A 22,689-nucleotide genomic window follows, 5' to 3' on the forward strand; every position below is an offset into this window, starting at 1 on the left:
TAGTTAACATTTATTAAAATATGCAAAAGAATATTTATTTTAAAGAATATCTTCTTTTTTAAAGCGTTTTAATAGCAACTATAAAAACTATAAAAACTATAAAAATTAAAAAAGATGAAAAAATTTTTTATTCCAGTTGCATTAGTTGCAATTTTAACAACTTCATGTGTTTCAAAAAAGAAATACACAGCATTAGAAACTAAATATGTAAATACAAAAGGAAACCTTCAAAAAACGACTTTAGAAAAAGAAGCTTTAGAAGCAAAATTTGCAAAAATTGAAGATCGTGTAGAAAACTATAATAATAAAATTAATTCTTTAAAAAGTGATAATGTAACTTTAAAAAACGAAAATGATATTAAGTTAGATATGGTTGGTAATACAGCTGTAATATCAAACAATACAAGAAAAAGAATGAATGAAACTTTAGCAAAAGTAGATCCTGAAAAATTAGCAAAAGCTAAAACTTTAAAAGATTCTTTAAACCTTGCTGTTTCATATAATCTAATAAATAATGTAGGGCTTTCTGATATCAAAAACTCAGAAGATATTGATATTAATATAGATCAAACAGTTGTAATGATATCAGTTTCAGATAAATTATTATTTAATACAGCAAGTTATAGAGTTAAAAAAAGTGCGTACAAGCTAATAACTCAATTGGCAGATATTATTAAATCTGAGCCAAGTATGGATGTAATGATTGAAGGACATACAGATTCAAGAACCATAAATAACGCAGTAATTGAAGATAATTGGGATTTAAGCGTAAAAAGAGCCACTTCAATTGTAAGATTGTTACAGAACAAGTTCGATATTGAAGGAAGTAGATTAATTGCTTCTGGTAGAGGAGATACAATGCCATTGTTTCCAAATACAAATAGTGAAAATAGAGCAAAAAACAGAAGAACAAGAATTGTTATTCTACCAAATTTAGATAAGTTTTTTGCATTGTTAGCAAATGAAGGGGTAATAGAAAAACAATAGTAGTTAAATAAGTTTAATCAAAAAAAAACTCCCAAATGGGAGTTTTTTTTATTCGTTTAAGTTTTCTTTATCATGATTTTTGTAAAACTGCATAATTATAAATGCACCAATAACAGAAGAAGCCATACCTTCAATTAATAAAGTAATTACTATTTCTGATAAAGATAAATCTCCTCCAATTAAAAAGGAACTATTCATCACAGCTAAAAACTCAGGATTAATAAAGTGTACATACAAAGCAACACCAATAATAGAAACTACCACTGCAATTGCTGATGTTTGTATTCCAATACCCAAATTAGTTGCATAATTGGTTTCTTTGTTTTTAAAAATACTAGTTTTAATTGCTTGTCTAATACCAATAATTACAAATAGAAGATTTAAAAATCTTAAATACGGATTTTCTTCTAAGCCAAGTAATTTACATAAAAAGAAAAAACCACCTATTAATAAGATAATTAGTAAAGCATATTTTATAATAATTTTAGTTGAAGTCATTTTTGTTTATTTTTTTTAGTTAGTTATTAAACAAATTTAAAAAAAGATACGAGTCTTTCTCATAAAAAAATGATAAAAACAAATTTTATCGTTTAATTATGTTTTTAAATTAAAATTTGAAAATGAAAAACCGAATTCTAAAAACTCGGTTTTTCTATTTTTTTTTGGTTAATATTATAATGGTTTTCTACCTGAAATAATGTTATATAGAATTACTATAACAGCAATTACTAATAATATGTGTATTAAGCTTCCAGTGGCAATTCCTTGAACCAGACCTAAAACGCCTAAAGCCCAAATAATAATACAAACAACGGCTACAAGCCATAAAATACTTCTCATAATAATAATTTTTTTTGTTCATTCAAAATTAAAAAAAACGTTAGGTGAATATTAACTCTATTCATTTAAATATTATCTTTGATGCATTTAAAATAAGTCTATGAAAATCATTGCCATGATTCCTGCACGTTATAGTGCTTCTCGTTTTCCAGGAAAATTAATGAAAGATTTAGGAGGCGAATCTGTAATTTTAAAAACCTATAAAGCTGCTTTAAATACCAATTTGTTTAGTGAAGTTTACGTAGTTACAGATTCTGAAATTATTCAAAAAAATATTTCAGACGCTGGAGGAAAGGTATTAATGAGCAAAAAAGAACACGAATGTGGTTCTGATAGAATTGCAGAAGCAGTAGAAAATATAGAAACAGATATCGTAGTAAATGTTCAAGGAGATGAACCTTTTATAGACGAAGTTTCCTTATCTAAATTAATAGATGTTTTTAAAAAAGATACACATCAAGAAGTAGATTTAGCCTCTTTAAAAGTACAAATTACAAATAAAGAAGATATTGAAAACCCCAACAATGTAAAAGTAATTACAGATGTAAATAATATGGCAATTTACTTTTCTAGAAGTGTTATTCCATACCATAGAGATGCTGCAGTAAACGTAAAATATTACAAACATAAAGGGGTATATGCTTTTAGAAAACAAGCATTATTAGATTTTTATAAAACACCAATGACACCTTTAGAAGCAGCAGAAAAAATTGAAGCAATTCGTTATCAAGAAATTGGTAAAAAAATAAAAATGGTTGAAACAACAGTAGAAGCTGTTGGAATTGATACTCCTGAAGATTTAGAGAAAGCCAAAAAATACTTAAACTTATAATGTTTAATAAAATTAAAGTTATTGCATTTGATGCAGACGATACTTTGTGGATAAATGAAACTTATTTTAGAGAAGCAGAGGAGGAGTTTGCAAAATTAATATCCAAGTACGAAACAAAAAACAAAATAGATCAAGAGCTTTTTAAAACCGAAATTAAAAATTTAGTGCATTATGGTTATGGGGTTAAGGGTTTTGTTTTATCTATGGTAGAGTGTGCTTTGGAGCTGTCTAACTACAAAATTCCTCAAAAAACAATCGAAAAAATAATAAATATTGGTAAAGATATGCTTCAAAAACCTGTTGAAGTTTTAGAAGGAGTTGAAGAAGTATTAGAACATTTACAAGAAAAATATAAATTAATTGTTGCAACGAAAGGCGATTTGTTAGATCAGGAAAGAAAACTAGAAAAATCTAACCTGTTAAAATACTTTCACCATATTGAAGTTATGAGTGATAAGAAAGAAAAAGATTATACAAAACTCATCAATCATTTAGATATTCAACCTTCCGAATTTTTAATGATTGGAAATTCACTAAAATCAGATGTTCTTCCCTTGTTAGAAATTGGTGCTTCTGCAATTCATATTCCTTTTCATACAACTTGGATTCATGAAGAGGTTTCAAAAGAAGAGCAACAAAATGCAGATTATGCCACTTTAACAAATATCAAAGAAGTTTTATCGCTCATTTAAATAAATAGCCTAAATTTGCATAATTATAAATAAAAAAGGACTTATGGCAAGTATTAAAAACTTAAAAAAAGACATCAACTATACTTTAGGAGATATTATAGGATACGTTTCAGAAAAAATGCATGCAAATGCTGATAAAAAGAAAGCAGAAGCAATAATAGATGAAACAATTGAAACTTTTGACACGTTAATTGCGAAAATAAATGCAAAAGTAGATAATAAGAAAGCACATTTAAAAGAAGTTAGTGCAGAATTGGAAACAAAAGCAAATGCATTAATTGAAAAAGCAAACAAACTGTAACATTAACATTTTGTAAACATAATTTAACAACCATCAACTTACAATTGATGGTTTTTTTAGTTAAATTTGACAAGAATTATACTAAAAATATAATTGTTTTCGTTTTAATTTAAATACCTATTAAAATGGCTAGAGCAATGTTTGAGTACACCAAAACTGTTTTAAAAAAAGTAAGTTTTAATTCAGATTTGTTTTGTAAAGAATTAGAAAAAGCATTAAAAAGATTGTTACCTTACGAAATAAACGAGTTAACAATTTGGTTAAAACAGTTTACAGCAAATAAACCAGAATTGTTTGTTTGCATGACGTTAATAAATAAATAAAAAAAAGAGGTTATAAATATTTATAACCTCTTTTTTTTATGAAACGTTTTTTATTTTTTATTTCTTTTACCATATCTACGCATTAACTTTCGTGCAAATTCTTTTTCAGAAATATGGAGTTTTAATATTTTTTTATAAGGTAAAAATTTAGAAACTTTTTTAAGAAAATCTTCTTTCTCTAAAATCATTTTTTTACCAAGATCTTCATTCATTAAAACCAATTTTTTAGCTTCAGCTTCACTTAAGCCTTCTAAATTGCCAGCATCTTTAATTTTATTTTTAATATCAACTCTCCACTTGTTTCTTAAATTGTCCATTTTTTCTTCATGCACATTATAAATAGGCCAAAATTTTTGCGCCTCAGAGCTAGAAAGTTGTAATTCTGCAGTTAAATAAGATACTTTTAAAGCCTTAATTTTTTCTCTACTTTCTTTTTTTTCTTGTGCGTTTATTTGTAAAATTCCTAGCAACAAGAAACTAATAGTTAAAATATATTTTTTCATTTTATTACTTTTCGTTTAAAATAGAAATGTTATCTGTTGTTATGATATAGTCTTCTATAGCATCATCTTTTAGTTCTGCAAAAGCAAAATCGTTTTCATTTACAATGTCACTATTTAAAACATTTGCAAAATCATCTTTAGTTAAATCGTTGGAGTTTTCTATAATCCAATTTTCAATATCTAGCTGAGCAATAGAATCAAAGGTTATTTCTGCTTTATTATTAATTGTATTGAAATAAGTTATTCCTAAAAATAAAGCAATACAAGCAGCAGAAGCAACAGGTATAATTTTTAAAAACCTAGATTTCAAAGAAATTACTTTTGTTTCTTTTGTAGGAAAAGCTTTGTTAATAATTTCATTCTCTAAATTTTCAAAATAAGAATCTGGTGTTTTAAAAGAGTTTTCTTTTGGTAAAGATTCTTCAAAAATAAATGAAGAAAAACGATCTTCTGCAGTATCAAAATAATTTGATGGTGCTGAAAAACCAGTATTTTTACCAGTAATCGATTTTAAAAAATCTTCGTTATTTTTAATATTATTTTCCATACGTACTTTAGACCTTTTTTTTTTGAAAAGGTTTAATCTGTTTTTGATTTTATATAATTTTCTATTTTCTTAACTGCATGAAAATAAGATGCTTTTAGTGCTCCAACAGAGGTTTCTAATATTTCAGAAATTTCTTCATATTTTAATTCGTCAAAATACTTCATGTTAAAAACTAATTGTTGTTTTTGAGGAAGTGTGGCAATAGCTTTTTGCAAAATTAATTGAATTTCGTCTCCTGAAAAATATACATCACTTTCTAAAGTTGATGCTAAATGTTGTTGAACATCTGTAATATCTACATTACGTTCTTTGGCTCTTTTATTAATAAAGGTGATAGATTCGTTAGTGGCAATTCTGTACATCCAAGAAAAAAGTTTGCTTTCTTGGTTAAACTTATCAATATTTCTATACACTTTTATAAACGTGTTTTGCAAAACATCATCAGCATCATCATGAGAAATTACAATTTTTCTTATATGCCAATACAAACGCTGTTTGTAGAGCAAAATAAGTTCTCTAAACGCTTTTTCTCTTGTCGAAGTATTTTTAAGTTGATTTATTAAAACAATTTCGTCTGTCAAAATTGGGTTTTTTAGTTAGACAAAATTTTTCAAAAAAGGTTTAATTTAAGGGTGTTTATTTTTTTAAGCGAGTTTTAGAGTAACCAAACAAACGCTTTTGTTTTATAAGTTCAGCAATTCCTTCTGGTAACATTTTTTCCCAACCTTTTTCACCATTTGTAATCATTTTTAGAACGGTTCTTGAGAAAATTTCAAGAATTTCTGGATCAAAATCTTTAATATCTATAAGTTTTCCATTGTTCTTAAAGAATTTATACAATTCTTTCATTCTTGGATGCACTTTTAAATTTTCACTATTTATATAATCACCAGACGCTTTGTCTTTATAAGGATACATGTAAACTTTTAAATCTCTATAAAATAGTTTACCGAAAGCTTCTAAAATTCCACCACTTAAATTACGGTAATATTTCTCGTCAAAAATTTGAATTAAGTTGTAAACTCCCATAGCAAGCGCCATTCTTTCTTTGGTGAATTCGCTAAAATATTCTACGAGCTTAAAATATTGTTGAAAACTGGTAATCATAACATTTTGTCCTAGAGAACAAAGTAATTCAGCTCTGTCTAAAAAATCTCTTTCGTTAATTTTACCTTCTGCAGTTAAATTGCTTAAGGTAATTTCAAAAATTATTTGTGTACGATCTTCTTCAACTTTATTTTCTGCTAAAAAAAGTTTTTTTGCATTTTCAAACATATCCATATTTACTTTTGTAACAGGTCTAAAACTACCTCTTAAAGCCAATATGTTTTTTTTGTACAATACTTGTGCTGGTAATAAGTTGTTTCCATCTGGACCAAACATTACAGCATTTGTCATACCGTTTTTAAGTAATTGCAAACTCATTAAACGATTGTCTACATACATAAAACGAGGTCCAGAGAAATTAATCATGTCAATTTCTAGTTGGTCATTACTTAAATTATGGTAAAAAGATTTTACCAATTCTTTAGGATTGTCATTTAAATAAAATGCTCCGTAAATTAAATTTACACCTAAAATACCTAATGTTTCTTGTTGTAAACGCGCATCAGTTTCTTTAAAACGTAAATGTAAAATAATTTCATTATAGCCCTCAAGAGGATCTAGTTGAAAACGAATACCAACCCAACCATGACCTTTAAACTTTTTAGCAAAATCTATGGTTGTAACTGTATTTGCGTAACTAAAAAATAATTTATCAGGATGTTTTTCTCTACTTAATCTGTCTTCAATTAAATCTATTTCATGACCTAACATTTTTTTAAGACGTGGTTGTGTTACATAACGTTTATCTTGTTCTATACCATAAATAGCGTCCGAAAAATCTTTGTCATATGCACTCATTGCTTTTGCAATAGTACCACTTGCAGCACCAGATCTAAAAAAATTACGAGCTGTTTCTTGTCCAGCTCCAATTTCAGCAAAAGTTCCGTAAATGTCTGTGTTTAGGTTAATTCTTAAAGCTTTATTTTTAGTTGTAGGTACACTACTTATTTCTTGATCTCCTCTTAAAGAAATTGCCATAAATTTATTTTTAATTACGTTCTAACAAATGTAGTGAATAAGTGTACTATCAGTCAATTTTTATCTTATTTTTGTTGAGATGATAACTATTAAAAAACTGTTAAAGGTTACTTTTTTAGGAACAGGAACTTCGCAAGGTATTCCAATGATTGCAAGTAAAGACCCAGTTTGTTTATCTAACAACTTAAAAGATAAACGTTTAAGGTCTTCTGTTTTAATTTCTTGGGATGATGTTTCATATGTGATTGATTGTGGTCCAGATTTCCGCCAACAAATGCTACGTGAAAATGTACAATGCATAAAAGGCGTTTTATTTACGCATGAACATGCAGATCATACTGCAGGATTAGATGATTTACGACCATTTTGTTATCAAATAGGAGAGATGCCTATTTATTTAAATAGCAGAACATTAAAAAGTTTAGAGCAACGATTTGAGTATATTTTTTCCAAAGAGAATAGATATCCTGGAGCTCCAAGCGTTACTCCTGTAGTTGTAGAAAATTCTACATTTTTTATTGAAGACTTACAAGTAACTCCTATACAGGTTTTACACGGAAAATTGTCAATTTTAGGTTATAGATTTCAAAATTTAGCTTATTTAACTGATGTGAAATATATTGCTGAATCTGAAAAATTAAAACTTAAAAATTTAGACGTTTTAATTGTAAATGCATTAAGAATAGATTCGCACCCAACACATTTAAATTTAGACGAAGCTTTGGAGTTGGTAAAAGAATTGCAACCTAAAAAAACTTACTTTACACACATAAGTCACAAATTAGGTTTTCATGAAGAAATCTCAAAAAAACTACCCAAAAATGTGTTCTTAGCTTTTGATGGATTAAAAATTGAAGTCTAAATTTTTAGTAATTATTTTTTAATGTATATTTGTTTGAACAGCTTTTTATAATTTACATTGTAATCTGTAAAGTTTATCAAACATTCCCATAAATTAACTCAACTAAAATATACATGGAAAAAAAGTCAGAAAAAAGCAAAGCTCCAGAAACAGCGCAAGAAGTAGATAGCAGAATTGCTGCAGTAAGAGACCTTATTTTTGGTGAAAATATTCAGCAATACAATACTGAATTTGCAGATGTTTACGATAAAATAAAAGCGCTACAAAACGAAACCAGAACTAATTTATCAGAAGCAGTTTCTAATCTTGAAAACAAACTTGCAGATTTAGAAAGTTTAATGGATCATAAATTTCAAGATTTAAACGACGATTTAGATAAGAGATTGGCAGATTTAGATGATGATAAAGCAGACAGAAGAAAGTTAGGAAAAGCGCTAGAAAAAATTGCACTAATGTTGCAAGAATAGATGAAAAAGCCCACTGAAGATAACAAAAAAGACAATCGTTTTGAGTTGCTCAGAGAACTTTTATTAGAAGATGATAGAGAAAAATTTACTGCTTTAAGTGAAGAAATTATTGAAAAAGAGAAGCTCTCAAAAAGAGTACAACCTCTTGTAGATGAAAAAATTGAAGATCTTCGTCAAAAATTTCCAGAATATTTTGGAGATACCATTACAGAAACCATAAAAGTTCAAATTAGAGACTCTCAAGATGAAGTTGTTGAAGCTCTGTACCCAATTATGGGTAAATTAGTTAAAAAAGCTATTGTGAGTGAAATAACAAAGTTATCTGACAATATAAACAGAACAATTCAAGAGAAATTTTCACTAAAACAAATACTTACACGTTTTTTTAAAGGAAAAAATAATGATGCAGGAGTTGTGCTTCAAGAAGTTTTTGAACCTATAATAGAAGAAGTTTTTGTGATTGAAAAAGATTCTGGTTTACTTGCTGGTAATTTTACAAGAGGAAACATTGCCGATAAAGATATGGTATCTGGAATGTTAACTGCCATCAAATCTTTTGCAGAAGATGCTTTTTCTAAAGAAAATCAAAACTTAGAAGATATTAAATTTGATAGTTTTCAACTTACCATAAAAAACTTTAAAACTATTTATATTGCTATTGCAACTTCAGGAGTTTTAAATTCAGAATTTAGAGATCAATTAGCAGATAATGTAAATAATTTGGCAGAAGTTATTTTAAGAGATCGAACGTATTTAAAAGACGAATTAAAGCTAAATGCTTTAATTGAAACCTATTTAATTACTCAAAATTAATGATTGCTAAAAAAGTTTTATTAGTAGGTAATTTTGGTGTTGGTAAAACCTCACTTATTAGAAGGTTTGTGTTAAATCAATTTTCAGAAGATTACATAAGTACCATTGGCGTTCGTGTAAGCTCTAAAGTTGTAGCTTATGAAAACCAAGAAATAAAATTATTAATTTGGGATGTTGCAGGAACTAGTGGAGATGAAAAAATACCCAAAGCCTATTTTTTAGGTGCAAGTGCAGCCATGTTTGTGTTTGATGTGAGTAGAGAAGAAACGTATTTAACAATAGACCAACATTTGGCGAGTATTAAAGCCCTTTCTGGTTTGCAAAACATTACCATTGTTGGCAATAAAAAAGACTTGCTTTCTAAAGACGAATTAGAGGCAGTTCTAGCAAAAATTACCGTAAAAATAGACTTGATTACAAGTGCAAAAGAAGACGAAAATGTAGAAGACGCATTTTTAAAATTAACCGCTCAAGCTTTAAAATAAACCTCTTGATACCTGCAAAAATAGAAGATGTTTTTATACAAGTTACTACAGATTTTTCTGGAGTAATAACAAACATTGTAGCAGGTAAATTTGCAGAAAAAGCATTCCAAATTCACAGTTCTATTTTCAAAACATGCCCTTTTTTAGAAGGTACACTCGAAGCTTTGGAACACCAACAACAGTTTACATTAGAGACTATGGTTATTGACTTTAATTCTGTTGAATATAATGTAGATATTGAACTTTTTAAAGAGGAACAAAATATTAGTGTTTTAATTCATAACAGAACCAATGTTTACAAAATTGTAGAGCAGCTAAACCAAAACAGAAACGATATTTTTTTTATAAAGAGAGAGCTTGCAGAAAAAAACGAAGAACTTAAAAAACTACGTAAAATTGCAGACAAAGCGAATGAAGAAAAATCACGTTTTTTAGCAATGATGAGTCATGAAATTAGAAATCCGTTAAATGTTATTTTAGGATATTCTGAAATGATTTCTCAAGAAAAAATTAATGATAACGTAGCACAATACGCAAAATTATTAGCAATTTCAGGAAATAATTTAAAAGTAATTGTAAACGATATTTTAGATTTATCTAGAATTGAAGCTGGTAAATTAGAGTTGATACATACAGTAATAAATATCAACGAAATTGTTACAAACTGTGTTGAAAACTATAGATTACAAAATAAAAATTCAGCAGTAGAATTACTCTTAAATATTGAAAATAAAATCCCTGAAAATATTTTAGGTGATCAAGTACGAATCAATCAAATTTTATCAAATTTACTTTCAAACGCAGTAAAATTTACTCAAAAAGGCAAAATTTCAGTAGATGTTAAAATGGAATATGATAATAGTGATTCTACAAAAATAGTATTTCTAGTATCTGATTCTGGTAGAGGAATGACTAGTTTACAGGCTTCTAAAATTTTTGACGAATATCAACAAAATAAAAAAAGTGATAATAGAGTTTTTGGAGGTGCAGGTTTGGGTTTGTCAATCGTAAAAAGACTATTGAAAGAAATGAAAGGAAGCATTTCTGTAAAAAGTACCTTAAATGAAGGAAGTGTTTTTAAAGTTGAAATTCCTTTTTTAAAAGGAAACAGCTCAAAAATAATTGAATCTGAAATAGAGGAAAATTCAAGTATTAAAAGTATTGTAAATAAAAGAATTTTAGTAGCTGATGATGATGCTTTAAATCAAACCATTGTAGCTCACATACTCGCAAAAGAAAATGTAATTTTAACCCAAGTTAAAGATGGGTTAGAAGCTTTAAATATTTTAAAAACAACTACTTTCGATTTGGTGTTATTAGATATTCACATGCCAAACATTACTGGCGAACAACTAATGCAACAAAAAAATGAATTTCATCAATCTAACAGAGTAACTCCTTTTTTAGCGTTAACAGCAAACACAACTAAAGAAGATTTAGAAAGATATTACCATATTGGTTTTGTAGATGTTATTTCTAAGCCTTACACTGCTGTTGAGTTTGTCGAAAAAATGAAGAAGAATATATAGTGATTTTTATTTTTCGAAAACTTGTTTGTATATGTATAGTAGCGGATTTTAATGTTATTAATTTTCAGATTTTAATATACTTTAATAAAATGAAATAGCGGTTCAAGTTGATACTCAAACCGCTATTGCTTATATAGGTTGTTAGGCACTGGCTTTATTTCACCAATTTAATTATGTTTTCTACCATTTCTACTCGAGCACTCGTTATAAATCCATCAAATTGCTCTTTGGTCATATTCGGATTCTCGACAAATTCATAGTTTGATGTCCAAACAATCATCGATTTGTTAAACCCTAAATCAACTACTTTAATCATATTGTTCATGTTTTTAGCTGGCACGCCTTCTATTACTTGATACGAATACGTTCGGGTTTTATCATCAAATCCTGTTATCTTTTCCTTGAAATAACCATTTCCGTCTGCAGAAGTACAAACTCTTTCGCCACCAATACCTTTTGGACCTTTCCATTGTACTTTTGATACAAAAGATGATAGCTCATCAATATTGTCCATTTTTCGAATTTGCTCCCAAACTTTATCTGCTGAACTTTCAATTTCTGTTACTAATGGCGTTTGAGCTTGCAACATCGTAGTTGCAGAAATTAATAAGATAAATAAAATTGTTACTTTTTTCATGTTTTTGATTTTTAGATGTTAATTAAAATTTTTATTTATGTTTTTATTACTGTTGCTTTCGGATATTTCTTTAGTAAAAGAATTGTTCAAGAATAATTTTTCCATTTTCTACTTGATAGAGAATAATTTCATCTAATTCTGCCTTATTTCCATCTTTTAAAGTAAATGACGCTTTGTAGGGTAAAGCAATAAAATCTTTACTGGTAATGGCTTCTCCAACTTCCATAGAATGAAATTCAGCAATGTTGCCTCTCATAATTTCATCTTTTTCTTTTATGGCTTTTACACCTTTAATATCAGAAAAGTAAGGCGATTGTGGTTCAATGTGTTTTACCTTCTCTTGGTCAAACAAAGTATCATAAACTTCATCAAACTTTCCTTCTTTTAAAAGAGAGGTCAACTTTTCAGCGATTTGTTTTGTTGTCATGTTTTATATTTTATGTTGTTTATTATTTGGATACCAAACTTGTTGATGTGTTACAAAACTCATGCAACTTTGTTAGAGAATTTTTCAATTTCTTTCAATTTATTTGTACTTGGTTTTCCAGTTTCTACATAGTTTTTCAAGTCATTTGGAATATGCTCAATTTGTTTTTTTAGTTGCATTTTCATCATAGGATTCATAATACTACCTACCAAACCTTTAGTCTTTACTATAAGATGCATATCTACTTTAGTTCTCTCAGAGCTTATTGAGGTTAGTTGCCAATTATTGATTGCAGAATCAACAAAAAAGGGAAAGCCTTCAATGACTTCGTATTCGAGGATATGATTATTTGCATCAAATTTTCTGATAACTTCTTTAATTTTTCCAGATGGTAGTTCGCAAGATCTATTATTTGAAGGTGCTCCTTTAATCACTGGTGGACTATATGCTTTAGAATGATTTAAACCTGATGCCCATTTGTATACATCACCAAATTGATTTCCCAATATGTCCCAAACAGCTTTTATTGGCTTGTTAATAGTAATTTCTTTTTTAAATTCCATGTTAATAAATTTTATGTTATTTATTATTTTGATACATGAATTTATAATGTGTTACAAAACCAAAAAAAGGTTACCTCCGTTAGAAGTAACCTTTTCATTTTCAAACTGAAATCTCAACTTAATTTATATTTTGAAATAGTTTGAAAGTTTATCATTGTTTATAAGCTCTTTAATGATAGTATCTTTTTCAAAATCATCTTTTACTGGATGCTCTTGAAATAATTTAGTGTAAGTTGTCGTAAAATCGTCTAAAGCTTCTTCGTGGTTATTTTCTACAAAATCTTTTACTTTCATTTTGGTTTTGATGTTGAATAGCATTTTTTCTTCATCTAAAACACCCATTTCTTTCAAGGCTTTTGCTTTTTTAGGGCATCTACAAGGATTTTCTTTGTTTACCAAACCACACTTATTATTCATATAATTAAACAAATCTTTGCGCGCTCTGTGAAGCTTTATTCTAAAATTTTGAGTACTTACACCAAAAATATCAGCTCCAAGTGTGTGGTCAATACCAAAACTTGTGCCTAAAATAAATATTAGACGTTGTTCTCTGTTTAAGCACATAATCATTCCGCTCATACACTGAATTTGCATTTCCTTAGATAACTCTTGGTAACTAATTTCTTCTTCAATACTTAATTCTGGGTTTGGAACTTGGTCTAAACGTTCTTCATAGTCATCAAAATCTGAAAATTGTTTTTCGCTTTTTCTTCTTTTGGATTGTAAAAATTCGTTAACCACGATACGATACAACCATGTTCTAAATTTACTTTTGAAGTTGAACTGCCCTAATTTGGTAATAACTTTGATGAGTACTTCTTGAGTTAAGTCTTGAGCATCTATAGGGTTGTGACACATTTTCCAAGCTACATTATAGATAAATGGCTGATGATAACTTATAATTTCATTTAAAGATTCTTTGTTGCCATCTATAGCTTGTTTAACAAGGTTTTGTTGTTCTGTATCTGAATATGATTTACTAAAAGGAAACTGCATAATTAAAAGGTTTTATGTTTAGATACAGAATAGTCGAAGGTGTTACAAAAGTTGCTTTTTTTTTCAGCTTGTGCCTAACTTAAGAAGATTATGACATCTGTTTTAATGACTTATAATCGTCTTTAGTGAAGTTGTGTTTTTTAAAGTTTATGAACAAACAAAATTAAATTTCATAAAAGCTTAGTACCAACGTTTTTTCTTCTTTTTTGAAGCTTCCGATTTTCTGCCTTTTTTATTTTTGCTAATGGTATTAGGTTGTTTTTTGGTGTGTTTTGGTTTGTTAATTACATAAGGATGCTCAGTAACTACTTTTATTGGTTTTTCAATTAAGGCTTCAATTAGCTTAATATATCCGTTTTCATCTGGCGAACAAAAAGAAAATGCAATTCCAGATTTTCCTGCTCTACCTGTTCTACCAATTCTATGAACATAGGTTTCAGCAACATTTGGAATGTCGAAATTAATAATGGCATCTACGTTTGTAATATCAATGCCACGTGCAGCAACATCTGTAGCAATTAAAATATGAGCTTTTTTATCTTTAAAATCTTCAATAGCTTTATTTCTTACAGCTTGTGTTTTATCTCCATGAATACTGGCAACTTTGTACCCATTTTTAAGTAAGGTTTGCTCTAGTTTATCAACTCCAAATTTTGTACGTCTAAATATGATAATTCTTCCATTTATCGTGGTTCTTAATAAATGCAAACACAAATCTGTTTTGTTTTTTTTAGGTAGATAATACAAAAGTTGACCAACATTTTTTGCAGTAGTTTCTTCGGGATTAATTTCAACTTTTACAGGGTTTTTAAGAACTTTATTGGCTAATTCTGTAATGGAATCTGGTATTGTAGCAGAGAAAAGTAGTGTTTGCTTATTTTTTGGGCATAAAACTTCTATTTTTTTAATGTCTTTGATAAAACCCATATCTAACATTAAATCGGCTTCATCTAAAACAAAAATTTCAACCGAGTTTAAATCAATATTTCCTTGCATTTGCAAGTCAATTAACCTTCCAGGAGTTGCAATTAAAATATCTATACCTTCCGCTAAAATTTCTTTTTGAGGCTCTAAAGAAACACCACCATAAACTGCTGTAGTTTTAAGGGTTGTGTATTTGTTGAAACTATTAAAATTCTCGAAAATTTGAATGGCCAATTCACGAGTTGGAGTAATTATTAACGATTTTATTTTCTTTTTTTCCACATCTTTAACCTCATTATTCATTAATAAATGAATAATAGGTAATGCAAAAGCAGCTGTTTTTCCTGTTCCTGTATTTGCAGAAACAATTACATTTTTCTTTTCTAAAACTAAAGGAATGGTTTTTTGTTGTACTAAAGTTGGCGTATGAAAACGTGCTTCAGCAACTGCTTTTAAGATAGATTTATCAAGTGGAATTTCAGAAAACTGCATGTATTAATTTTTATACAAAGATAGTTTAAAAGAAAGTAGGAGTGGAGTTGAGAATTAAATTAAAGAAATTGATTTTTTAATTTTGCGAAAGGATTTGTGTAAGCGTCAGTAAAAGTGGAAATGTGCGATTATTTCCCTTGACATACTAAAGATAACAAAACGTGTTGAACTTATGATTAGTAAGTTCAACCGTTATTTGCTTAAACACTGGTGTAGTATTTATTCTTTTCTCCATTTAAAACTTGACCTAACAATACATACTAGAGCTAATATTTCTATCGAAAGATGAAAAATATCGTCCATATCTGTTGGTGGCGAAGTAAGTAAGATTAACGGCATAATACTACCTGCTAACATATTTAATTTTCTACTAATAGCTTGCTTGGTAAAAAGAGACACTAAAAGCATACTGATTGGGATGTTAACAACAAAAGCGCCAAAAAGCATAATTATTTCTGTAACTTCCATTCCATTATAATAGCCTGTTAGTAACATTTCAAGATGAGATTTTAGCGTCATCTGATGAATATCTCTAAAAATAATGTTAAACAGGATGAATAACCATAAAGCGAAAATTTTTAGTCGTTCATTTTTCCAGCTAATTGTGATTTGTTCCATAAATTTTAATTTTAAATTATTTATGCAACAAAATTCTTAAAATCTTAAGTTAGATTCTTGATTTCAAAAGTCAATTACTTGACTAAAAAGTTCAATCTGTATTTGGAAGGGGAAATTCCATATTGTTTTTTAAAAGCACGACTTAAATGTTCTGGAGATTCAAAACCACATTCGTAACCAATACTGTTTATTGGACTGTCTGTTGTTTTAAGTAAACTAGCTACCTTTGTTAGTTTTATTTCAAGTCTATATTTAGCAGGAGTTGTGTTGTATAATTCTTTAAATTTTCTTTTAAAAGTGGAAACAGAACTATTCGTGACTAATGCAAGGTTTTCAATTGAGGCTGTATGTTCAATATTTGCTTCTACTAATTCTTTAAATGAGAATTCTCGTTCGGAGAATAAACTTTTAATAATATTTCTAACATAATCTGAATTATCAGTTTGAAGTAGAAAAAGTATTATTTCTTTTAGCTTAATTTTAAGTATAGATTCTGTAATGGCTTCCTTATTTTCAAAAAACTTAATAATTGTATCAAAATAATATTTTACCATTTCAGAAGCAGCAGACTGAATGACAAATTGAGTTACTGGTTTTTCCAATTCCTCCCATAGTTCTGGTTTTTCTCCTTCAAAAACTTTATTCAAAACAGTTCTATTAAAATGAACGACTATTGAATAGATATTACCATTGGGTTGATTTGAAAGCATACCTCCTAAAGTTAGTCCGCACAAAGAAAGGATGGCGTGATTAGTTTTAGCAATAATGTTTTCAGATTCAGAAAATATTTGTTCATCTCCTTCAATGATATAAGCTATGCAAGCATCTGAAGGTAAATTTAAATTCTCCTCTGATGGAGTTTCCAAATTCACAATAGTGAACAATGGATAATCAAATAGTAATATATTGTCTTTTCTCTTAATCATTTTTTATTACCTACAGCTTGTTCACTGATATGACGTCTGTTTTAATGACTTATATCAGTAGTTAGCGAAGTTAGTTTTTTACACGGAAAAATGAAAGGATGAAAATACCCTTTTTTTTGGGCAGTTTTACAAGCGTGTTTCAATCCAACTCTTAAAACTATAAAAGTTTTGAGGTGCAACTCCATGACCCACATTATACTCCGAATACACATTTTCTACTCTCAATTTATCTAAAAATGGTTTGGTGTTTCTTGCCCAATCTACAGGTAAAACTTGGTCCACAGTTCCATGAGAACTATAATATTCCGTTTTTAAATGGGTTGGCATATTTTGAGGTAATAACTCTGTGTTTATATAGCCACTTAAAGCAATTACATAATTTACCTTTTTTGGGTAGAAAAAACTTAAAGAGTAGCTTAAAATAGCACCTTGACTAAAGCCTAATAGAAATGTTTTGTCAGAATTTGTATTGTATTTTTTCTTTATTTCGTCAATAAAAGTGGCAATTTTATCAATAGATTCTTTGGCTTCTTTTAAATCTGAGAATTTTCCATTTACATCGTCAAAATTAATAGTATACCAAGCATAGCCTCCAAATCCCATAGAAAGTGGTGCTTGTGCGCTAATAATTAATAATTCGTCTGGCAATTCTTCTGCAAAAGAAAATAAATCTTGTTCGTTACTTCCATAACCATGCAGTAAAATTAACAAAGGCGGATTTTCGGATGCTTTTTTAGGTTGTCTTACTAAATAATGTAAATCGCTCATGCTAGATAAAATCTATTTAAATATTTTTAAACCATTCTTGAAATTTCTCTCCAACAACAGGTACTAATTTTTCTTCTTCTTGTAAAGCACTTATGGCTCCAATAACAAAAAGTATTAAAATTAAAATTCTTAAACCCCAACCAATATTTGAGTTAAAGTATTCGAAAATAATCCATTTATTGGCAAAGTATAAAACATGCAAACCAATACTTTGTCGAATATGAAAACTTGCAAAGTAATTTTTTTTATCTCTATTTAAAATTAAAGAAATAATAAGACCAACTATAGTAAAATAACTTACTAAAGCAATTGTTTTTCCTTCTTTGGTAGTGTAATTTTCCAATTTTTAAGAATTTAAAATCAATTGGTTGTTTGCAAAAATACCATACACTTTTCCAGTCAGTTTTTTATTGATAAAAGGACTGTTTTTAGAGGTTGATAAAATATTTTCTTTCGCAAACGTATATTTTTCATCAGGGTTAAAAAGAGAAATGTCTGCAGTTTTTCCTTCAGAGATGGAAGTAGTTTCTATACCAAAAATTTGTCTTGGATTTGTGGTAATTTTTTCTATAAAATTTTCTAATTCTAAAACCGAATTTACAGCGCCAAAAGCAGTTTCTAAACCAATTACACCATCTTTAGCTTCACTAAATTCCACTTTTTTATGTTCAATATCCATAGGATTGTGATCGGAAGTAATGACGTCAATTACACCAGAATTTACCCCTTTTTGTAAGGCTTTGGTATCTGTATCTGTTCTTAAAGGCGGATTTGTTTTAAAATTACTATCAAACTCATGCAATTCATTATCGGTTAAAACCAAATTATGCGAAGCCACACTACAAGTAACTTGCAAACCTTTCTTTTTAGCATCTTTAATTAATGTTACAGATGCTGCTGACGATATTGTTGGTATGTGTAATTTTCCTCCAGTATATTCTAGCAAAAATAAATCTCTAGCAATTTGAATGTGTTCTGCCAAAGCAGGAGCTCCTTTTAAACCTAACTTAGTACTGTTTATGCCTTCGTGCGCGATCCCAGCACCTGCAATGGCATTGTTTTTTGGAAAACTAAGTACCAAACCATCAAAATTTTGAGCATATAAAAGTGATACTTTCATCAAATTATCATTCTCAATTGGTTTTTTGTAATCTCCAAAAGCAATGGCTCCAGATTGTTGCATGTCGTACAATTCAGCCATTTCAATTCCATTGCTACCTTGTGTTAAGGCTGCAATTGGATAAAGTTTTGTGGCAAATCCGTTTGCTTTGTTTATTAAAAATTCTACGGCAGATTTATTATCTATTACAGGATTTGAATTGGCGTTTACAGCAACAGCAGTAAAACCACTTTTCGCAGCAACTTGCAATCCGTTTTTTATAGTTTCACGTTCTTCAAAACCTGGTTCACCAAAAGAAACACTTGTGTCAAACCAACCACAAGAAATATGCAGGTTTTCTTTTTCTACAAGTTGATATTCTTTTTTATTGGGAATGGAATCAGCTATTTTTTTTATAATTCCATCACTAATTAAAATGTCTTTTGTTTGTTGATGAAATGGGCTAGAAGCATCTATAATTTTAGCCGATTTTAGAAGCGTAATCATGGTTTATAGAATTTTAAAATCAAAATTTCTAATAACAAAGATACAATTGCCAACGCTAAAAACCATTTCCAAAGCCATTGAACTTCATTTTTTTTATTTAAAGCATCAAAAGTAGCTGGAATAGAGGAGGATATTTCTATGTTTTTATTGTTTTTAGCAAGTGTATTTAAGTCTATATATTGTAAAGAGCTTTCTTCTTTTGGAAAATTGAAAGCAATATTTTGTAACGTGTCTTTTTGTTTTAAGATGTAATAAATTCCTGCTTGTAAAGGTTGCTCATCAGTTGTAATTATTACGTTATTTTGAAAAGTTTGTTGCAATGGAATAAATGAATTCTCATTGTTTGTAATCGTTAAAATTTCATCTTTACCTAACTGAGTTTCAACCCTAATTTTATTTTCAGTAGCAACTCTGTATGATAATTGAGGAAACTGAAAACTTAATTGGCCAAAATTGTAAAAAACAGGTACAATTAAAGGTGAATTTAAAAAATTACTATTCGTTTTTGCTAAAGAACTAGATATATAGTAGATGTTGTTTTTTAATTCGCTAATAAAAGGGGTGTTGTTTTCAAACGAAATAATGATATTGCTATTTTTTGAAGAAATAGGGTAGAGGCTATAAACTGAAGGATATTGAAAATTATTTACCTTTTTAGAAAAAACATTTTTAAATAATGGATGGTTGTAATTTATAGATGTAATTTTTAAAGTGTCGTTTATTTTATTTTCAAACTTGCCAATTTGCAATTTGTTAAAAAATGAATTGTAAGAATTTACCTCCGATTTTTCATTCGGAATAATTACCAAACTTCCTCCATTTTTAGAAAATTCTGTAATACTTTGTGCTAAAATTTCTGGAAGATTTTCTAAACTATTTAAGATGATTAATTGCTGTTTTGGTATCGAATTATAGTTTACATTTTGCACAGTAGAATTTGTGAAATTAAATTCGTTTTCTGTATAAATTTTAGCTAAGAAATCAGCTTCGTTTCCAATCGCTAAAACACTTGCTTTTTTACGTTTACTTAAATTAAAAAAATAGGTGTTGTCAAATTGAAAAGTATCGCTAAAAGTTAATTGAATTTTGCCTGAAAAATTATCTTGATTTTGAATGGTGAACTGAATTATTTTTGTGGCATCTTCATCAATATTAAAAGATTGTTTGCTTATTAAATTTTCGTTGTTAAAAATAGAAATAGGGGTGTTGTTTTTTTCTTGACCTTGGTTTTTTATAATTACGTTTACAGTAAAATTAGTAGTGTTTGCATTGCTTATAAAAACACTATCTATAGAAAGGTTGCTTTTTTGCGAAGATTCTAGCTTTATAGCCGAAAAAGCAGGTGTTACATTTGTAAACTTTTTATTGTAAGTGTTCTGAAAATCAGATATTAATATGTTTTTATGTAAAGTATTTGTTTTACTGATATTTTGTTGGTTTATTTTCAGAAAAACTGTTGAAAAATCTAATTTTTTTGATGTGTTTTCTATTTTTAGGAGTATGTTTTTTAATTCATTTTTAGAAATATCTTTGTAAAAATTACTATTTGTTTGCAACGAATATACATCTTTTTCGTTAGAACTTTCTATAATTTCTTGAGCAGCAATTTTTAATAAATTTCCTTTTTCTCCTTTTGTATTTGTACTTAAAGAATTATCTAAATATATAAAAGTGTGTTGCTTTTTATCAATATTTTTATCACTAAAATAAGGTTGAGCAAAAGCCAAAAGTATCGCAGAAAATAAGAGTAGTCTTGTGGCTAAAATTAGCCATTTTTTTATGCGAGAACTTTTACGAGTTTGTTGCTGTAATTTTTGTAAAAAAGCAACATTTGTAAAAGGTGTTTTTACAAACTTTTGCAGCTGAAAAAGATGTACTAAAATTGGAATAATTAGTAGTGCAAAAAAGTATAAAATTTCAGGATTTTTAAACTGCATTTATTTAATATTTTGCTGATTTTCCTTCAGACAAACTGTTGCTAATAAATTCTCTTAAATCGTCATTTGCTTTTTGTAAATCTTCGCTTCTTAAATACATCATGTGTCCACTTCTGTATCCTTTAAAAAAGAACCTGTCTTTCATTTTTCCACTAGGATCTGTTTTCCACATGGTATATTTTGCGCTAAAATAAGTAGTTGCTCCATCATAATAACCAGATTGAATTAAAACTTTTAAATATGGATTTTGAGCCATGGCTTGTCTTAAATCTTCTCGCACATTATTGTTTCTATTATCCCAAGGAGAAACTGAACCAAAAACATTGTATTTAACGTCTGTTTTAAAATTTAATTCTTCTCTTATGTAATAATTGATTGCAGGTGTAAAAGAATGCAACCAAGAGGTTAATTCTGAGTTGTAATCTGGCTGAACTCCACTTTCACGTTTATCTAATCCTGTATATCTAGAATCTAAACGTCCAATAGTTTGCCCTGTTTTATCTCGAAGAAGTTCTTTCCAGAAAAAACTTGGAGAAACTTCTAAATTGTTTTGTAAAATTACTTTTTCACTCAAACCTGTATATTTGGCAACATCTTTTACAATATTAATTTTTTCAGTTTTAGAAATAAAACCTCCTTTTGCAATAGCAGGTAATAAAGAATTTATAGCAAAATCTTCTGCAGCTGGTAAAATTTCTAACAAATCTTTTTGTTGCAATTCTTGTGGCAGCATTTTATGATACCAAGCTGCAGCTGTAAAATAGGGTAAATTTATAGCATAATCTACAGAGCTTTCTGTTCGTAAAACTTTATAATCTGCTGGAGAAACCATAATTACACCGTTTAAATACATCCATTGTCTATTTTGTAATTCTGCAGCTAAACCCATTACACGCGTTCCTCCATAACTTTCGCCAATGATATATTTTGGAGATTGCCAGCGATTGTTTCTTGTAATAAATGTATTTAACCAACTTGCTAAATATTTTATATCTGCATTTATTCCGAAGAAAAGAGATTTGTCTAACTTTTCACCTTTTGCAACCACAGGTCTTGAATAACCTGTATTTACAGGATTTACATAAACAATATCTGCAACATCTAAAATGGAATTAGGATTGTTCTTAACACCATAAGGTTGCACTGGAAAGCCTTCGTCATCAATTTTTAAAACTTTTGGACCAGTATAAGCAATATGCATCCAAACAGACGCAGAACCTGGACCACCGTTAAACGACATTATAATTGGGCGTTCTTCAGTATTTTTTATATTTGTTCTTTTGTAATACGTATAATAAAGTGATGCAATAATTTTTCCATTATCATTCCAAATTGGTTGCATTCCTGTAGTTGCTTGATAATTTATGATTTGTCCTTTTATTTTTACTGTATTGTTTGTTACAACAGTAGTATCTAAAGGTATTCTTGCATCTTGACTCCAAATTGAGATAGAGATAAGTAGAAATAAAATTATGCTTATTTTTTTCATTTTTTTGGTATTTAAAAAATCTAAATTATTACAAAAAAAG

The 22,689-nt window shown here is 28.4% G+C and carries 28 protein-coding genes; 10 read left to right on the top strand and 18 right to left on the bottom strand.

From position 1 onward, the window contains the following. The first annotated feature begins 114 nt into the window (after positions 1 to 114). Entirely contained in the window at positions 115 to 987 is an 873-nt protein-coding gene (locus tag FDT66_RS13125; RefSeq protein WP_138537281.1) for an OmpA family protein, read from the top strand. Between the two features lie 48 nt (positions 988 to 1,035). On the opposite strand, the gene FDT66_RS13130 is transcribed toward FDT66_RS13125, so the two are convergent. Further along, entirely contained in the window at positions 1,036 to 1,485 is a 450-nt protein-coding gene (locus FDT66_RS13130) for a hypothetical protein (protein WP_138537283.1), read from the bottom strand. Between the two features lie 174 nt (positions 1,486 to 1,659). Further along, a complete protein-coding gene (locus FDT66_RS13135; protein WP_138537285.1) occupies positions 1,660 to 1,827 on the bottom strand; it encodes a lmo0937 family membrane protein in 168 nt (55 codons plus the stop codon). Between the two features lie 100 nt (positions 1,828 to 1,927). Between FDT66_RS13135 and kdsB the strand changes: the two genes are divergently transcribed. The 4 genes from kdsB (at position 1,928) to FDT66_RS13155 (ending at position 3,975) form a co-directional block, all read left to right on the top strand. Continuing rightward, positions 1,928 to 2,659: a 3-deoxy-manno-octulosonate cytidylyltransferase gene (kdsB, locus tag FDT66_RS13140; RefSeq protein WP_138537287.1), complete on the top strand. Its 732-nt coding sequence runs from the start codon at positions 1,928 to 1,930 to the stop codon at positions 2,657 to 2,659. Continuing rightward, positions 2,659 to 3,351 (top strand): HAD family hydrolase, encoded by a 693-nt coding sequence (locus FDT66_RS13145; RefSeq protein ID WP_138537289.1) that lies wholly within the window; start codon positions 2,659 to 2,661, stop codon positions 3,349 to 3,351. The genes kdsB and FDT66_RS13145 overlap by 1 nt, the downstream gene beginning before the upstream one ends. Before the next feature lie 43 nt (positions 3,352 to 3,394). After that, entirely contained in the window at positions 3,395 to 3,652 is a 258-nt protein-coding gene (locus tag FDT66_RS13150) for a hypothetical protein (protein ID WP_138537291.1), read from the top strand. A gap of 125 nt (positions 3,653 to 3,777) precedes the next feature. Then, positions 3,778 to 3,975, top strand: coding sequence for a hypothetical protein (locus FDT66_RS13155; RefSeq protein ID WP_138537293.1), 198 nt, complete (start codon positions 3,778 to 3,780; stop codon positions 3,973 to 3,975). 50 nt (positions 3,976 to 4,025) lie between these two features. On the opposite strand, the gene FDT66_RS13160 is transcribed toward FDT66_RS13155, so the two are convergent. Genes FDT66_RS13160 through FDT66_RS13175 form a run of 4 tightly spaced genes read right to left on the bottom strand, consistent with a single transcriptional unit; the run spans position 4,026 to position 7,110 of the window. Further along, positions 4,026 to 4,478, bottom strand: a complete 453-nt coding sequence (locus FDT66_RS13160) for a sensor of ECF-type sigma factor (RefSeq protein ID WP_138537295.1) — start codon at positions 4,476 to 4,478, stop codon at positions 4,026 to 4,028. A 4-nt stretch (positions 4,479 to 4,482) separates the two neighbouring features. Beyond that, positions 4,483 to 5,025 (bottom strand): hypothetical protein, encoded by a 543-nt coding sequence (locus FDT66_RS13165; RefSeq protein ID WP_138537297.1) that lies wholly within the window; start codon positions 5,023 to 5,025, stop codon positions 4,483 to 4,485. 32 nt (positions 5,026 to 5,057) lie between these two features. Beyond that, positions 5,058 to 5,606: an RNA polymerase sigma factor gene (locus FDT66_RS13170; protein WP_138537299.1), complete on the bottom strand. Its 549-nt coding sequence runs from the start codon at positions 5,604 to 5,606 to the stop codon at positions 5,058 to 5,060. A gap of 55 nt (positions 5,607 to 5,661) precedes the next feature. Next, entirely contained in the window at positions 5,662 to 7,110 is a 1,449-nt protein-coding gene (locus FDT66_RS13175; protein WP_138537301.1) for a TonB-dependent receptor, read from the bottom strand. A gap of 79 nt (positions 7,111 to 7,189) precedes the next feature. Here FDT66_RS13175 and FDT66_RS13180 point away from each other — a divergent pair, with 79 nt between their 5' ends. The 5 genes from FDT66_RS13180 to FDT66_RS13200 all read left to right on the top strand — a co-directional run bounded on the left by FDT66_RS13180 (position 7,190) and on the right by FDT66_RS13200 (position 11,266). Beyond that, complete coding sequence (locus FDT66_RS13180; protein WP_138537303.1) at positions 7,190 to 7,972, top strand: MBL fold metallo-hydrolase; 783 nt, start codon at positions 7,190 to 7,192, stop codon at positions 7,970 to 7,972. A 113-nt stretch (positions 7,973 to 8,085) separates the two neighbouring features. Beyond that, on the top strand, positions 8,086 to 8,439 hold the full coding sequence (locus tag FDT66_RS13185; RefSeq protein ID WP_138537305.1) for a fructose 1,6-bisphosphatase: 354 nt from the start codon (positions 8,086 to 8,088) through the stop codon (positions 8,437 to 8,439). After that, positions 8,440 to 9,252 (top strand): cell envelope biogenesis protein OmpA, encoded by an 813-nt coding sequence (locus FDT66_RS13190; RefSeq protein ID WP_138537307.1) that lies wholly within the window; start codon positions 8,440 to 8,442, stop codon positions 9,250 to 9,252. It begins immediately after the preceding gene. Then, positions 9,252 to 9,737, top strand: a complete 486-nt coding sequence (locus FDT66_RS13195) for a Rab family GTPase (protein ID WP_138537309.1) — start codon at positions 9,252 to 9,254, stop codon at positions 9,735 to 9,737. The genes FDT66_RS13190 and FDT66_RS13195 overlap by 1 nt, the downstream gene beginning before the upstream one ends. A 5-nt stretch (positions 9,738 to 9,742) precedes the next feature. After that, a complete protein-coding gene (locus FDT66_RS13200; RefSeq protein ID WP_138537311.1) occupies positions 9,743 to 11,266 on the top strand; it encodes an ATP-binding response regulator in 1,524 nt (507 codons plus the stop codon). Positions 11,267 to 11,420: 154 nt separating this feature from the next. Here FDT66_RS13200 and FDT66_RS13205 read toward each other — a convergent pair whose 3' ends face one another. The 12 genes from FDT66_RS13205 to FDT66_RS13260 all read right to left on the bottom strand — a co-directional run bounded on the left by FDT66_RS13205 (position 11,421) and on the right by FDT66_RS13260 (position 22,649). Continuing rightward, the gene (locus FDT66_RS13205) at positions 11,421 to 11,903 is read right to left on the bottom strand and encodes an SRPBCC family protein (RefSeq protein WP_246034878.1); all 483 of its coding nucleotides are present in this window, start codon (positions 11,901 to 11,903) and stop codon (positions 11,421 to 11,423) included. Between the two features lie 70 nt (positions 11,904 to 11,973). Then, a complete protein-coding gene (locus tag FDT66_RS13210; RefSeq protein ID WP_138537315.1) occupies positions 11,974 to 12,330 on the bottom strand; it encodes a SnoaL-like domain-containing protein in 357 nt (118 codons plus the stop codon). Between the two features lie 59 nt (positions 12,331 to 12,389). Next, positions 12,390 to 12,893, bottom strand: coding sequence for an SRPBCC family protein (locus FDT66_RS13215; RefSeq protein ID WP_138537317.1), 504 nt, complete (start codon positions 12,891 to 12,893; stop codon positions 12,390 to 12,392). Between the two features lie 123 nt (positions 12,894 to 13,016). Next, entirely contained in the window at positions 13,017 to 13,889 is an 873-nt protein-coding gene (locus FDT66_RS13220) for an RNA polymerase sigma factor (protein ID WP_138537319.1), read from the bottom strand. A 180-nt stretch (positions 13,890 to 14,069) separates the two neighbouring features. After that, positions 14,070 to 15,305: a DEAD/DEAH box helicase gene (locus FDT66_RS13225; protein ID WP_138537321.1), complete on the bottom strand. Its 1,236-nt coding sequence runs from the start codon at positions 15,303 to 15,305 to the stop codon at positions 14,070 to 14,072. Between the two features lie 219 nt (positions 15,306 to 15,524). After that, positions 15,525 to 15,923, bottom strand: coding sequence for a DUF6326 family protein (locus tag FDT66_RS13230; protein ID WP_222927922.1), 399 nt, complete (start codon positions 15,921 to 15,923; stop codon positions 15,525 to 15,527). A 74-nt stretch (positions 15,924 to 15,997) separates the two neighbouring features. After that, complete coding sequence (locus FDT66_RS13235; protein WP_138537323.1) at positions 15,998 to 16,849, bottom strand: helix-turn-helix transcriptional regulator; 852 nt, start codon at positions 16,847 to 16,849, stop codon at positions 15,998 to 16,000. Between the two features lie 126 nt (positions 16,850 to 16,975). Further along, on the bottom strand, positions 16,976 to 17,617 hold the full coding sequence (locus tag FDT66_RS13240) for an alpha/beta hydrolase (protein ID WP_138537325.1): 642 nt from the start codon (positions 17,615 to 17,617) through the stop codon (positions 16,976 to 16,978). A 16-nt stretch (positions 17,618 to 17,633) separates the two neighbouring features. Beyond that, positions 17,634 to 17,960, bottom strand: a complete 327-nt coding sequence (locus tag FDT66_RS13245; protein WP_138537327.1) for a hypothetical protein — start codon at positions 17,958 to 17,960, stop codon at positions 17,634 to 17,636. Between the two features lie 3 nt (positions 17,961 to 17,963). Beyond that, positions 17,964 to 19,223, bottom strand: a complete 1,260-nt coding sequence (locus FDT66_RS13250; RefSeq protein WP_138537329.1) for a dihydroorotase — start codon at positions 19,221 to 19,223, stop codon at positions 17,964 to 17,966. After that, a complete protein-coding gene (locus tag FDT66_RS13255) occupies positions 19,220 to 21,160 on the bottom strand; it encodes a BatA domain-containing protein (RefSeq protein ID WP_138537331.1) in 1,941 nt (646 codons plus the stop codon). The genes FDT66_RS13250 and FDT66_RS13255 overlap by 4 nt, the downstream gene beginning before the upstream one ends. Before the next feature lie 4 nt (positions 21,161 to 21,164). After that, entirely contained in the window at positions 21,165 to 22,649 is a 1,485-nt protein-coding gene (locus tag FDT66_RS13260; protein WP_138537333.1) for a S10 family peptidase, read from the bottom strand. Positions 22,650 to 22,689: the final 40 nt, after the last annotated feature.

The sequence above is a fragment of the Polaribacter aestuariivivens genome, assembly GCF_005885675.1.
GTDB lineage: Bacteria > Bacteroidota > Bacteroidia > Flavobacteriales > Flavobacteriaceae > Polaribacter > Polaribacter aestuariivivens.

What these genes read in the sequence shown, in the direction of transcription:
- FDT66_RS13125 (WP_138537281.1), top strand. Translation starts at nt 115, where the DNA reads ATGAAAAAATTTTTTATTCCAGTTGCATTAGTTGCAATTTTAACAACT.
- FDT66_RS13130 (WP_138537283.1), bottom strand. Translation starts at nt 1,485, where the DNA reads ATGACTTCAACTAAAATTATTATAAAATATGCTTTACTAATTATCTTA.
- FDT66_RS13135 (WP_138537285.1), bottom strand. Translation starts at nt 1,827, where the DNA reads ATGAGAAGTATTTTATGGCTTGTAGCCGTTGTTTGTATTATTATTTGG.
- kdsB (WP_138537287.1), top strand. Translation starts at nt 1,928, where the DNA reads ATGAAAATCATTGCCATGATTCCTGCACGTTATAGTGCTTCTCGTTTT.
- FDT66_RS13145 (WP_138537289.1), top strand. Translation starts at nt 2,659, where the DNA reads ATGTTTAATAAAATTAAAGTTATTGCATTTGATGCAGACGATACTTTG.
- FDT66_RS13150 (WP_138537291.1), top strand. Translation starts at nt 3,395, where the DNA reads ATGGCAAGTATTAAAAACTTAAAAAAAGACATCAACTATACTTTAGGA.
- FDT66_RS13155 (WP_138537293.1), top strand. Translation starts at nt 3,778, where the DNA reads ATGGCTAGAGCAATGTTTGAGTACACCAAAACTGTTTTAAAAAAAGTA.
- FDT66_RS13160 (WP_138537295.1), bottom strand. Translation starts at nt 4,478, where the DNA reads ATGAAAAAATATATTTTAACTATTAGTTTCTTGTTGCTAGGAATTTTA.
- FDT66_RS13165 (WP_138537297.1), bottom strand. Translation starts at nt 5,025, where the DNA reads ATGGAAAATAATATTAAAAATAACGAAGATTTTTTAAAATCGATTACT.
- FDT66_RS13175 (WP_138537301.1), bottom strand. Translation starts at nt 7,110, where the DNA reads ATGGCAATTTCTTTAAGAGGAGATCAAGAAATAAGTAGTGTACCTACA.
- FDT66_RS13180 (WP_138537303.1), top strand. Translation starts at nt 7,190, where the DNA reads ATGATAACTATTAAAAAACTGTTAAAGGTTACTTTTTTAGGAACAGGA.
- FDT66_RS13185 (WP_138537305.1), top strand. Translation starts at nt 8,086, where the DNA reads ATGGAAAAAAAGTCAGAAAAAAGCAAAGCTCCAGAAACAGCGCAAGAA.
- FDT66_RS13190 (WP_138537307.1), top strand. Translation starts at nt 8,440, where the DNA reads ATGAAAAAGCCCACTGAAGATAACAAAAAAGACAATCGTTTTGAGTTG.
- FDT66_RS13195 (WP_138537309.1), top strand. Translation starts at nt 9,252, where the DNA reads ATGATTGCTAAAAAAGTTTTATTAGTAGGTAATTTTGGTGTTGGTAAA.
- FDT66_RS13205 (WP_246034878.1), bottom strand. Translation starts at nt 11,903, where the DNA reads ATGAAAAAAGTAACAATTTTATTTATCTTATTAATTTCTGCAACTACG.
- FDT66_RS13210 (WP_138537315.1), bottom strand. Translation starts at nt 12,330, where the DNA reads ATGACAACAAAACAAATCGCTGAAAAGTTGACCTCTCTTTTAAAAGAA.
- FDT66_RS13215 (WP_138537317.1), bottom strand. Translation starts at nt 12,893, where the DNA reads ATGGAATTTAAAAAAGAAATTACTATTAACAAGCCAATAAAAGCTGTT.
- FDT66_RS13220 (WP_138537319.1), bottom strand. Translation starts at nt 13,889, where the DNA reads ATGCAGTTTCCTTTTAGTAAATCATATTCAGATACAGAACAACAAAAC.
- FDT66_RS13225 (WP_138537321.1), bottom strand. Translation starts at nt 15,305, where the DNA reads ATGCAGTTTTCTGAAATTCCACTTGATAAATCTATCTTAAAAGCAGTT.
- FDT66_RS13230 (WP_222927922.1), bottom strand. Translation starts at nt 15,923, where the DNA reads ATGGAACAAATCACAATTAGCTGGAAAAATGAACGACTAAAAATTTTC.
- FDT66_RS13235 (WP_138537323.1), bottom strand. Translation starts at nt 16,849, where the DNA reads ATGATTAAGAGAAAAGACAATATATTACTATTTGATTATCCATTGTTC.
- FDT66_RS13240 (WP_138537325.1), bottom strand. Translation starts at nt 17,617, where the DNA reads ATGAGCGATTTACATTATTTAGTAAGACAACCTAAAAAAGCATCCGAA.
- FDT66_RS13250 (WP_138537329.1), bottom strand. Translation starts at nt 19,223, where the DNA reads ATGATTACGCTTCTAAAATCGGCTAAAATTATAGATGCTTCTAGCCCA.
- FDT66_RS13255 (WP_138537331.1), bottom strand. Translation starts at nt 21,160, where the DNA reads ATGCAGTTTAAAAATCCTGAAATTTTATACTTTTTTGCACTACTAATT.
- FDT66_RS13260 (WP_138537333.1), bottom strand. Translation starts at nt 22,649, where the DNA reads ATGAAAAAAATAAGCATAATTTTATTTCTACTTATCTCTATCTCAATT.